Origin of the sequence: Kitasatospora sp. NPDC059088 (assembly GCF_042738155.1) — a bacterium.
GTDB lineage: Bacteria > Actinomycetota > Actinomycetes > Streptomycetales > Streptomycetaceae > Kitasatospora.
Genome location: NZ_JBHYGR010000086.1, coordinates 1 through 10,049 on the forward strand (window position 1 = coordinate 1; position 10,049 = coordinate 10,049).

Consider the following 10,049-nt stretch of genomic DNA (forward strand, 5'->3'; position numbering starts at 1 on the left):
CGGCGGCCGGCGCGCGCCGGGGGCGGGTGCGCCCCCCCCCTCCCCCACACACAAGCGGGCTCACCCCCGCTCGCGCTGTAACACCAGCTGCGCCCCCCCCCCCCCCCCCCCCGTTCCGCTCCTCCGGGCCCGTCCCGAACAGCCCCTGGCCGGTCACCGGCATCACCCGTGCTGATGCCGGGCACCGCCCTCCGACGCCCCCGCCCGCGCCTCCGCCTCCGCCTCCGCCTCCGCCTCCTGAGCGGACCTCACCCCCAGCCGGGCACCGGCGGCAACGGCCAGGCCGGCAGCACCGCGGGCGCCGGCAACCCGCCGTCCACCCGCAGGGCCGCCAGCGGGCCGCGCCCGGCGAACCAGGCGAGCAGCGCGTGCCCGGGGCCGCTCACCACCGGGCCCGTCCCGCCGATCGCCCAGCCGAGGCCGAGGTCCTCGGCCTCCACCCGGGCCAGCGGCACCGCCCGTACGGCCAGGGCCGCGGCCGTCTCGGCCAGGGCCGCCCGGACGAACGCCGCGGGCCAGTCGGCCGGCCCGCGGCCGAGGCCCAGGTCGACCGCGTGCACCTCCAGCTCCCGCCAGGCCCGCCACAGCAGGTACCAGGCCGGGTGCCGCCAGCCCGCCAACGCCGGGACCAGGACGTCCCGGCGCCCGGCGGGCAGCTCGGCCGCGTCCCGCAGCAGCCCGTCCAGGCTGTCCCGCAGGTCGGCGACCAGCGCTCCGGCGGCGCGCCCCGCGCCCGCGCGCAGTTGCCGGTCCAGCTCGGCGGCGTCGGCGCGCGGCCCGGGGGCGCGGCCGGTACGGGCCAGGGCGAGCATCCAGCGGTAAGCGTCGGCGCTGCGGGCGAGGTGGGTGAGCAGATGGCCCCGGCTCCAGCCGGGGAGCAGCGAGGGCTCACGGGCCTGCCGGTCGGTCAGCGGCGCCAGGTCCGCGCACAGGCGTGCCGCCGAGGCCCGGACCTCCGCGAGCAGCCCGTCGGGGTCCAGCGCACGCTCAAGCTCCGAACGTTCCAGCTCCGACACCTCAACCCACGCTCTCGGCGGCCGACTTGATGCCCTCCAGCGTCGCCGTCATCCCGGTCCGCAGCTCCCCCAGGCGGAAGGCGACGATCTTCTCCTCGGCCTCCGGCCGGGCGTCGATGGCCCGGGTGACCCCGCTGCGGCCCGGGCCGAGCAGCACCGAGTGCCGCACCCGGGTACCGCCGTCCTCGGGGCGCAGCTCGAAGCGCCACCGGGCCAGCGCACCGGTCGCGTCCGTCACCGGGGTGCCGAAGCGGCCGTCCACGTCCAGGACGGCCCAGGCGAAGGCGCGGTGCTCGACCAGCTCCACCACCTCGGAGACCGTCCGCCAATCGGGCATGCCCGCCCGGCGGTTGTACCCCTCGAAGCGGGCGCCCGGCGCGGGGCCGTCCGCGCCGGCCGCGCCGTCCAGCCAGGCGGTCCGCTGGAGCTCCGGGCTGTGCCGGGCGGGCAGCGCGATGTCGGTGACCAGTGCCCAGACCCGCTCCACCTCCGCCCGGACGAACACCTCGCAGTCCGTACCGGGACCATCGGCGTACCGCATGTTCCGTTCCCCCTCCACTGCCCGACGTGCCCGTGGGCCCGCGGGTACCTACGGGTCGGCACCCGCCCCGCCCCCGCCTCTACGCGTCCGGAGCGCCGCGAAGGCAGCGGGCGGGTTGCCGCCCTCCTGCGGGCCCTGCCGTCGATGATCGAGGCTGCCGGACTTCCAAGTCAATCCGCTGATTTCCTGGGGAACTTCCAAGGTCAGGCTTGGGTCGGGCCCCTTCTCGTGCCGTCCCGGACCGGCAGTACCCTGGGCGTTCGTGACCCTCGACGACCTCCGCGTCTTCGCCGCCGTCTGCCGGGCCGGCTCGCTCAGCGCCGTCGCCCGCGACCTGGCGTGCAGCCAGTCCGCCGTCAGCCAGCACGTGAAGCGGCTGGAGCGCGAGCTGGGCCTCACCCTGATCGATCGGCACCCGCGCGGCGTGGTGCCCACCCAGGCCGGACGCCACCTGCAGACCGCCGTGGCCAACGGACTGGGCGGCATCGACCACGCGCTGCGCACCATCGCCGAACTCGCCCGCGGCGAGGGCGGATCGGTGCGGATCACCACCGGCGCCACCAGCATCCGGCACTTCATGTCCGCCGCCGTGGTCGACTTCCGCGAACGGTTCCCGCAGGTCAGCCTGGAGTTCCAGACCGGCGTCTCCAGCCGCAGCTGTCTGGACGCGCTCACCGCCGGCCAGGTCGACCTGGCCTGGATCACCCTGGGCACGCCCGTCCGCGGCATCGAGCAGCGTCCCGTCGCCGACCTGCCGTGGGTGCTCGCCGTGGCGGCCGCCGACCCGCTCGCCGCCCGGGAGCGCATCGAACCCGCCGACCTCCAGGACGCCCGGCTCATCGGGCTGCCGCAGAACTCGGTCTCCCGCTCCCAACTGGACGACTGGCTCGGCAAGTCGGGCATCCGCCCGGTCTTCGACACCAGCGTCACCGACTGGGACACGGCCATCCTGCTCGCCGAACTCGGCCTCGGCCACGCCGTCGTCCCCGCGCTCCCCGAGTGGCAGGGCCCCGGCCACCCCGGGCTCCGGCTGGTCCCGCTGCCCGACCTCCCGGGCCTCACCGTCGGCTGGGCCGCGCGCGAGTGGCTCACCCTGGGACCGCTCGCCCGGGCCTTCGCGGACACCGTCGCCGACCACTGCGGGCGGGCGGCGGCCGGGCCGGTCAGCCCCGCGGCCCCTCGTCGTACGCCGCCCGCGCCCCAGCCGGCTACTCCCCGCCCGAGTACTCCCTGACCGACCGCAGCCCGCCGCCGCCCAGGAGACGGGCCACCGGCAGGCCCTCGTCGCGGGACGTCACCGCCGACAGCCGCGCGAACTCCTCGGGCAGGACGTCCAGCAGGCTCAGCACCTGCTCGCCGGTCCGCAGTTCCAGCACCAGCTCGCAGCGCAACCGGGCCGGCAGTTCGGGACGGTGGGACAGCCCGTGCCACAGCGCCGCCCGCAGGTAGTGCCGCCCGTCGGGCGCCGCGTGCGCCCTCAGCCACGCCGGGTCCAGCCGCTGGGAGAGGCCGAGATCCACGGCGCGCTCCTCCAGTCGCAGCAGCGCCGGGGTGTCGACGGCCATCAGGTCACGGGGCAGGGCCCGCTCCGTGTTCAGGTCACCGTCCAATCGCCTGTCCCCCGGTCGTCAGCTCGTCTGGAAGGACAGGTTGCGGCCGATCTCGACGAAGCCCCGGCGCGCGTACCACGTGCGCGGCCAGTCGACCGCGTCCGCGAACAGGAACAGCCGCGGGATCCCGGCCGCCGCCGCCAGGGCCAGGCCGCTGGCCAGCAGGGTGTCCCCGTGACCGGCCCCGCGGTGCGGGATCGCGGTGACCAGGTCCTCCAACTGCGCCAGCCCGGCGGCCGGTTCGAGGTAGAGGTCGACCCAGGCGGCCACCTCGCCGTCCGCCGCCCGGGCCGCCAGGAAGTGCACCTGCTCGGCGCCGCGCCGCCTGGCCGGTCGGCGGTCGGTGAGCTGGCGGAGCAGCTCCGCCTCCTCGTACCACTCCCGCTGCTGCCGCAGCACGGGCTCCCGCAGTTCGGCGAACTCCGTCGGCAGGGCGGCCGGTTCGGGCAGTGCGCAGCCCGCCGTGCCCCTGGCCATGACCACCACGGCGCTGCGCGCGTACCCGGCCCCGGCCAGTACCGGCGCGGCCCGCTCGCCCCACGCCTCGTCCAGCACGGTGATCGCGTACTGCCGGCGCTGCCCGAGCCAGCGCGCCGCCAGCCCCGGCAGGGCCGCCGGGTCGGTGCCCGGCCCGGTGACGATCAGCTGGTTGTGCTCGTGGGAGCGCACGAACTCGGGGTTCCGTACGGCGAAGACCCCTGGGAACTCCGGCAGTTCGATGACCTCGGCCGCCTGGCGGCGGGCGAAGGCGACGTGGAAGGCGGCTACCCGCTCGAACAGATCGGACATCCCGCCATGATCGCCCGGCCCGCCACCGTCGGCCAAGCGAATATCCGGCCTCAGGTCCGGTCGAGGAACCGCCGGATCCCGTCCCGCACACCGTCCGTCGGCACGGTGGCGGCGAAGGCCGCCGCCTCCACCGCGAGGCCCTCGTCGATCGGCAGGTTGATCCCGCGGGTGACCGCCCGCAGGCAGGCGGCCACCGCGGTCGGCGCGTACCGGATGATGCGGTCCGCCAGGTCCCGTGCCTCGTCGAGCAGTTCACCGGCCGGGACGACCGCGTTGACCAGGCCCAGCTCGGCCGCCCGGGCGGCCGGGACCGGGTCCCCGGTGAGGATCAGCTCCAGGCCGCGCTTGCGGCCCACGTGGCGCGGCAGCCGCTGCGAGCCGCCGAAGGGCGGCGGGAAGCCGAGCGCGATCTCCGGCTTGGCGAAGCTGGCGTGCTCCGCCGCGATCGCCAGCGGCGCCGCCTCGGTGAGCTCGCAACCCCCGCCGTACGCCAGCCCGTTGACCGCGACGATGACCGGCTTGGGGAACTCCTCGATCCGCCGGGTCAGGGTGTGGCCGCGGCGGACGAACTCGCGCAGCGCCCGCTCCGGCCCGCCCGCGATGCTGGCCGCCAGCGACGGGATGTCCGCGCCCGCGCTGAACGCCCGCTGCCCGGCCCCGGTCAGGATGACGGCGCGGACGCTGTCGTCGGCGTCGATCCGGTCGAGTGCGGCGAGCAGCGCGTCGATCGTCGGGTAGTCGAGGGCGTTGAGCTTCTTCTCCCGGTCGATGGTGAGGGTGACGACGTGCTGGTCCCGCTCGCTGTGGACGGTCATGGCCGCTGGTTCCCTTTCGACGTGGTCGCTTCGGTCACTGCCCGAGCGAGGCTAGGAAAGGTGGTCCAGGACAATCCAGTTATTGTCCTGGATACACTTCCCCTCCCCCGCCCACGCCTTCGGACCACGGAACGGCAGGCCCCCGTGCGACCTCCCTCCTACAAGGCCGTCGTCGACGAGTACGCCACCGCGATCCGCTCCGGCGCCCTGCCCGCCGGCACCCGGCTGCCGACCCACCGCGCCCTCGCCCGCGACCGCGGCCTCGCGCTCGCCACCGCAACCCGCGTCTACGCCGAACTCGGCGCCGCCGGGCTGGTCGTGGGCGAGCAGGGCCGCGGCACCTTCGTCCGGGTCCGCTCCGGCTACGACGGCCTCGAACCCTCCCGCGTCCTCCCGGTGCCCCGCACCGCCGACCTCTCCTTCAACCAGCCGCTCGCCCCCGACCAGGGCGACCAGCTGCGCCGGGCGCTGCGCACCCTCGCCTCCTCCGGCGACACCGAGGCCCTGCTGCGCCAGCACCCGCCCGGCGGCCACCGGCACGACCGGGCGACCGTCGCCCGCTACCTGCTGGACCGCGGCGTCGACACCGCCCCCGACAACGTCCTGCTCACCAGCGGCGCCCAGCAGGCCCTCGACTGCGTCCTGCGCACCCTCACCCGCCCCGGCGACGTCCTCGCCGTCGACGCGCTCAGCTACCCGGGCGTCAAACTCCTCGCCGCCGCGCACGGACTGGACCTCGCCCCCGTGCCCGTCACCCCCACCGGGCCCGACCTCGACGCCCTCGACCGGCTCTGCCGCAACCGCCCGGTCCGCGCGGTCTACACCGTCCCGACCGTCCACAACCCGCTCGGCTGGGTGCTCGACCACGGCCAGCGGCAACGCCTCACGGCCCTCGCCGCCGCCCACGACTGCACCCTGATCGAGGACGGCACCTACGCCTTCCTGGAGGCCTCACCGCCCCCGCCGCTGCACGCCCTCGCCCCCGACCGCACCTGCTACGTCGCCGGCCTGTCCAAGAACGTCGCCCCCGGCCTGCGGTTCGGCTTCGCCGTCCTCCCCGACCGCCACCTGCGCGCCGCCACCACCCAGCTGCGCGCCGCCGCCTGGGGCGCCCCCGGCCTGATCACCGCCCTCGCCACCGGCTGGCTCGCCGACGGCACCGTCACCCGCCTCGAAGCCCGACGCCGCGCCGACGCCGCCGAGCGCCAACGGCTCGCCCGCACCGCCCTGGCCGGCCTCGCCGTCACCGCCCACCCCGCCTCCTACATCCAGTGGCTCACCCTGGAACCCCACCAGCGCCCCGACCGGGTCGCCGCCCTGCTCGCCGCCGAGGGCATCCTCGTCTCCACCGCCGACGCCTTCGCCACCGGCCCCCACCACCCCAACGCCATCCGCCTCGCCCTCGCCAACCCCCCGCTGCCCGAACTCCCCGCCGTACTCGGACGCCTGCGCGCCACCATCGAGTCCATCGCCCCGTAGTGGCGGCGGCCCGCCGCCACTACGGCTCCGGCGGCGCCTCGTGCAGATAGCCCGGGTCGAACCGGTGCACCGACGGCAGCAGCCGCGCGTCCGGGCCCGCCGCCTCACGCCCGTCCTGGCGACGCCCGTCCTGCCGGGCCAGTTGGGCCTTGGCCGTGCGCAGGACGTCGGACGGATCGGGATCGTCGTCACGCCTGTCCAGGTGCCAGTACCGGTCCTGGGTCAGCTTCCCGGCCTTCCGCACGCACGAACGCAACCTGGCCCGGGCCACGACGGGGTTCCCGACCCGGAGGAAGTGCTGGGCCAGCCACAGCTGACGCAGGTCGGGGCGGTCCACCCGCAACCGCACCATCGCCGCCACGTCCGGCTCCGCACCGGCGAGGACGGCCCGGCAGTCCAGGTAGAACAACTGCTCGTGGTCGAGGGCGGGATGCAGCTCACGGGCCGTCCTGAGGGCGTCGCGCACCTGCACCCGGTCGCCGACCTCCGCCACCCGCAGCAGAGCGAGGTACACGACCCGCTTCCGCACGTGCGGACAACCGAGGTCGTGCGACCGGGCGAAGTGCCGGTCGGCCAGCTCCAGGTCACCGTCCTCGACCGCCCGGTACCCGAGATCGCACCACCAGTCCGCCTCCGACCCCAGCGGGCCCACCGCCATCAGCAGCTCCATCGGCGGGTGCTCCGGGTGGTACTCCATCAGCATGTCGCGCACCTCCGGGGCACTGCGGTGCTCCCGAAGCGCCGGTTCCCCCCGGTACAGGTCGGTCAGCCGGGCGGCCAGCGACCGGCCGGTCGTGGCCAGGGCCTCCCGCAACCGTTCGTAGGCACCTCGCTGCAAACGGCCCTGCCGCCCGGAACGGACCCACCGGGCCAGCGCCTCGTCGACGAACTCGCCGGTCGCCACGTCCAACCCGTCCACCACCGCGTCGGCGAGCGCCGTCAGCGCCAGGTCCGCATCCTCCTCCACCGCCCGCAGCCACTGCCGACGTACGAGCGGCAGCCGCCGAGCCCGCCGCCACCCCGACAGGGTGAGGAGCTGGAACACCCCCTCCAGCCTCAGGTCCGCCGCCCGCACGTACCTGTGGTCCGCCTCCCGGAACAACCTCCTGACCCGCCACACCCTGACCCGCCCCACACCCACCCCCATCCACCCCCGGCCGGCGTAACGACCGTACGAATCCCGGCAGTTCCAGCCCCACCCCACGGGAGGACCACCCCACCACAGCCCCACCCCGCACAGGAAGTCGATCGGGCCGACTTCCTGTTCCGTGGCTCAACGGCCGGCCCAGCCCTCAGCGTTCGAGAACGACTCGTAGCTGTGGCGCGTGGAGCGCCCCCACTCGCGCCCGGTGAGGCGCCGGTGGGCCCGGTCGGGGACGTGCAGCAGGGGCTCGGCCCAGACCAGGTCGCTGGCGTACGGGTGGAACCGGGCCGGGTCGCCCAGCACGGCCTCGTACTCGGCCCGGCCTGCGGCGACGACGGCCGCGCGGGTGTACAGGAATGCATCGCCCGACAGGTCGACGCCGTACTCCCGGCGATCGAGCCGGTACAGGACGGTGGCCAGCTGTTCGGCGAACCCGATGCAGGCGGGCAGCCCGGCGGCCGTCAGCCGCCCCTCCAGCGCGGCAGCGAGCCGTTCCGCATCGGGGTCGGGCCAGGCCGGTCGACACTCCTCGATGAGCCGCCAGAACTCGTCCTCGTTCACGCCTGGCAGCATGAACCACCACACCGACAATCCCGCACCGAAAGTCGATCGGGCCGACTTCCTACTCCTCCGCGGCGCCTTCCGCCGCCCGGCCGAAGCGGGTGGACCATTCCGCGATGAGGGTCCGCAGCTCCGGCGGGTGGACGACCTGGAACTCGGCGCCGAGGGAGCCCAGGGCCATGGCGGGCCAGTCCAGGGAGTCGGCGGTCATCCGTAGGCGGCAGCGGGTGGCGTCCACCGCCTCGACGTCGCCCCAGCGGCCGACGTGGGCGCGGACGCGGTCGGCGGGCGCCTCCACCAGGGCCTCGACGCGGTTGGGGCGGGGCATGGCGCTGAGGCCCGCGCGGACGAACTCGGCGGCGTCGGCGGCCGGGAGGGTGCGGGGCGCGAAGCGGGCGCCGGTGGCCTCGGCGGCGGTGAGGCGGTCGAGGCGGAAGGTCCGCCAGTCGCCGCGGTCGAGGTCGTAGGCGACCAGGTACCAGCGCCGGTCGAGGCAGACCAGCCGGTGCGGTTCGACGTGCCGCTCGGTGCGCCGCGCGGAGGCGGCGGTGTACGAGAAGCGGATCCGTTCGTCGTCCCGGCAGGCCAGGGCGACGGCGGTGAGGGCGTCGGGGTCGACGCGGGAGGCGGGGGCGGTGCCCCAGTCGACGGGGACGGTGACGGCGCGCAGCGCCTCGACCCGGCGGCGCAGCCGGCCCGGCATCACCTGCACGACCTTGGCCAGGACCCGGACGGAGGCCTCGGCGACCCCCTCCACCGGGCTGTCGGCCGCCGCCTGGAGTCCGACCGCGAGGGCGACCGCCTCCTCGTCGTCGATGACCAGCGGGGGCAGCGCCGCACCCGCGGCCAGCTGGTAGCCGCCCTCGACGCCGCGCTGGGCCTCGACGGGGTAGCCGAGGTCGCGCAGCCGGTCGATGTCGCGGCGCAGGGTGCGGACGGAGACGCCGAGCCGGTCGGCGAGTTCCTCGCCGGGCCAGTACCGGTGGGTCTGGAGCAGGGAGAGCAGTCGCAGGGTCCGGGTGCTGGTGTTCGCCATGTCCCGATTCTGGCCGCAATTCAGGACAGGAAGTGGCCGCAATGCTCCGTAATGTGGTTCTCGTCCGAGGGAGCAGCACCCGAGCAGGACCCGAACGGAAGGCCAGAGCCATGACCACGACCACCACCCCCGACGCCACCGCCCCCGTCACCGGCGAGCGCGCCGACCTCCTGGTCGCACTGGAGAAGCAGCGGCACTTCCTGCGCTTCACCACCCGCGACCTCACCGACGAGCAGGCCGGCCTGCGGACCTGTGCGAGCGAGCTGTGCCTGGGCGGTCTGGTCAAGCACGTGACCACGGTGGAGCGGCTGTGGGCGGAGTTCATCGTGGAGGGCCCGTCCGCGATGCCCGACTTCTCCGCCATGACCGAGGCCGACTTCGCCCGCCGCGCCGACGAGTTCCGGCTCCTGCCGGGCGAGACGCTGGCCGGGGTGCTCGCGGAGTACGCCGAGGTGGCCCGCCGGACGGACGAGCTGGTGGCCACCCTGCCGGACCTGGACGCGACCCAGCCGCTGCCGAAGGCGCCCTGGTTCGAGGCGGACGCCGAGTGGTCGGCCCGCCGGGTGCTGCTGCACGTCATCGCCGAGACCGCCCAGCACGCGGGCCACGCCGACATCGTCCGCGAGTCGCTGGACGGCGCGAAGAGCATGGGCTGAGCCTGGTGGGGCCCGCCGTAGCAGGACGGCGGGCCCCGGCCCGTCCGGGGTCAGATCTCGTCGACGAGGGTGAAGCCGGCCCCGTCCACCACACTGCGGACCGCCGACGTCTCCAGCGGCTGGGCGGAGGCCACGGTGACCCGTCCGCTCGGCGCGTCCGCGACGACCTCGGTGACCCCGGGGATGGCGGCGAGCCCGGCGCTGACGGTCCTCTCGCAGTGGCCGCAGCTCATGCCGTCGACGGTGAGGACGGTGGTGATGGACATGACGGTGCCTCCGGTTACGGGTGGTCGTGGGGGGGGGGGGGGGGGGGCCGCCCCCCCCCCCCCCCCCCCCCCCCCCCCCCCCCCCCCCACCCCCCCCCCCCGGGCCCCCACCGCACCGCGCGAGAAAAAAAAAACA

General features: G+C 75.6%; 12 protein-coding genes. 3 read left to right on the forward strand and 9 right to left on the reverse strand.

Annotation, left to right across the window (positions count from 1 at the left end):
* Window positions 1-248 precede the first annotated feature (248 nt).
* The gene (locus ACFWXO_RS30505) at window positions 249-1,016 is read right to left on the reverse strand and encodes a maleylpyruvate isomerase family mycothiol-dependent enzyme (protein ID WP_380527641.1); all 768 of its coding nucleotides are present in this window, start codon (window positions 1,014-1,016) and stop codon (window positions 249-251) included.
* 1 nt (window position 1,017) lies between these two features.
* Window positions 1,018-1,557, reverse strand: coding sequence for an SRPBCC family protein (locus ACFWXO_RS30510; protein WP_375886039.1), 540 nt, complete (start codon window positions 1,555-1,557; stop codon window positions 1,018-1,020).
* Window positions 1,558-1,819: 262 nt separating this feature from the next.
* On the opposite strand from ACFWXO_RS30510, the gene ACFWXO_RS30515 reads away from it, so the two are divergent.
* The gene (locus ACFWXO_RS30515) at window positions 1,820-2,791 is read left to right on the forward strand and encodes a LysR family transcriptional regulator (protein WP_380527643.1); all 972 of its coding nucleotides are present in this window, start codon (window positions 1,820-1,822) and stop codon (window positions 2,789-2,791) included.
* Here the strand turns inward: ACFWXO_RS30515 and ACFWXO_RS30520 are convergent.
* Genes ACFWXO_RS30520 through ACFWXO_RS30530 form a run of 3 tightly spaced genes read right to left on the reverse strand, consistent with a single transcriptional unit; the run spans window position 2,766 to window position 4,771 of the window.
* Window positions 2,766-3,167, reverse strand: a complete 402-nt coding sequence (locus tag ACFWXO_RS30520; RefSeq protein WP_380527645.1) for a hypothetical protein — start codon at window positions 3,165-3,167, stop codon at window positions 2,766-2,768. The genes ACFWXO_RS30515 and ACFWXO_RS30520 overlap by 26 nt on opposite strands.
* Before the next feature lie 18 nt (window positions 3,168-3,185).
* Window positions 3,186-3,956, reverse strand: coding sequence for a GNAT family N-acetyltransferase (locus tag ACFWXO_RS30525; RefSeq protein ID WP_380527647.1), 771 nt, complete (start codon window positions 3,954-3,956; stop codon window positions 3,186-3,188).
* A 50-nt stretch (window positions 3,957-4,006) separates the two neighbouring features.
* A complete protein-coding gene (locus tag ACFWXO_RS30530; protein WP_375886029.1) occupies window positions 4,007-4,771 on the reverse strand; it encodes a crotonase/enoyl-CoA hydratase family protein in 765 nt (254 codons plus the stop codon).
* Window positions 4,772-4,915: 144 nt separating this feature from the next.
* Here ACFWXO_RS30530 and ACFWXO_RS30535 point away from each other — a divergent pair, with 144 nt between their 5' ends.
* Window positions 4,916-6,250, forward strand: coding sequence for a PLP-dependent aminotransferase family protein (locus ACFWXO_RS30535; protein WP_380527649.1), 1,335 nt, complete (start codon window positions 4,916-4,918; stop codon window positions 6,248-6,250).
* 19 nt (window positions 6,251-6,269) lie between these two features.
* Here ACFWXO_RS30535 and ACFWXO_RS30540 read toward each other — a convergent pair whose 3' ends face one another.
* The 3 genes from ACFWXO_RS30540 to ACFWXO_RS30550 all read right to left on the reverse strand — a co-directional run bounded on the left by ACFWXO_RS30540 (window position 6,270) and on the right by ACFWXO_RS30550 (window position 8,991).
* Window positions 6,270-7,295, reverse strand: a complete 1,026-nt coding sequence (locus ACFWXO_RS30540; protein ID WP_375886023.1) for a hypothetical protein — start codon at window positions 7,293-7,295, stop codon at window positions 6,270-6,272.
* 228 nt (window positions 7,296-7,523) lie between these two features.
* Window positions 7,524-7,955, reverse strand: coding sequence for a DUF4240 domain-containing protein (locus ACFWXO_RS30545; RefSeq protein ID WP_380527653.1), 432 nt, complete (start codon window positions 7,953-7,955; stop codon window positions 7,524-7,526).
* 61 nt (window positions 7,956-8,016) lie between these two features.
* Window positions 8,017-8,991, reverse strand: coding sequence for a helix-turn-helix transcriptional regulator (locus ACFWXO_RS30550; RefSeq protein WP_375886022.1), 975 nt, complete (start codon window positions 8,989-8,991; stop codon window positions 8,017-8,019).
* Between the two features lie 110 nt (window positions 8,992-9,101).
* Between ACFWXO_RS30550 and ACFWXO_RS30555 the strand changes: the two genes are divergently transcribed.
* Window positions 9,102-9,647, forward strand: a complete 546-nt coding sequence (locus tag ACFWXO_RS30555; RefSeq protein WP_375886020.1) for a DinB family protein — start codon at window positions 9,102-9,104, stop codon at window positions 9,645-9,647.
* A 50-nt stretch (window positions 9,648-9,697) separates the two neighbouring features.
* On the opposite strand, the gene ACFWXO_RS30560 is transcribed toward ACFWXO_RS30555, so the two are convergent.
* Window positions 9,698-9,913, reverse strand: coding sequence for a heavy-metal-associated domain-containing protein (locus ACFWXO_RS30560; RefSeq protein WP_380527657.1), 216 nt, complete (start codon window positions 9,911-9,913; stop codon window positions 9,698-9,700).
* Window positions 9,914-10,049 lie beyond the last annotated feature (136 nt).

Excerpts from the sequence above, each read along its gene's own strand:
- ACFWXO_RS30510 (WP_375886039.1), bottom strand. The coding sequence starts at position 1,557 with ATGCGGTACGCCGATGGTCCCGGTACGGACTGCGAGGTGTTCGTCCGG.
- ACFWXO_RS30525 (WP_380527647.1), bottom strand. The coding sequence starts at position 3,956 with ATGTCCGATCTGTTCGAGCGGGTAGCCGCCTTCCACGTCGCCTTCGCC.
- ACFWXO_RS30530 (WP_375886029.1), bottom strand. The coding sequence starts at position 4,771 with ATGACCGTCCACAGCGAGCGGGACCAGCACGTCGTCACCCTCACCATC.
- ACFWXO_RS30550 (WP_375886022.1), bottom strand. The coding sequence starts at position 8,991 with ATGGCGAACACCAGCACCCGGACCCTGCGACTGCTCTCCCTGCTCCAG.
- ACFWXO_RS30555 (WP_375886020.1), top strand. The coding sequence starts at position 9,102 with ATGACCACGACCACCACCCCCGACGCCACCGCCCCCGTCACCGGCGAG.
- ACFWXO_RS30560 (WP_380527657.1), bottom strand. The coding sequence starts at position 9,913 with ATGTCCATCACCACCGTCCTCACCGTCGACGGCATGAGCTGCGGCCAC.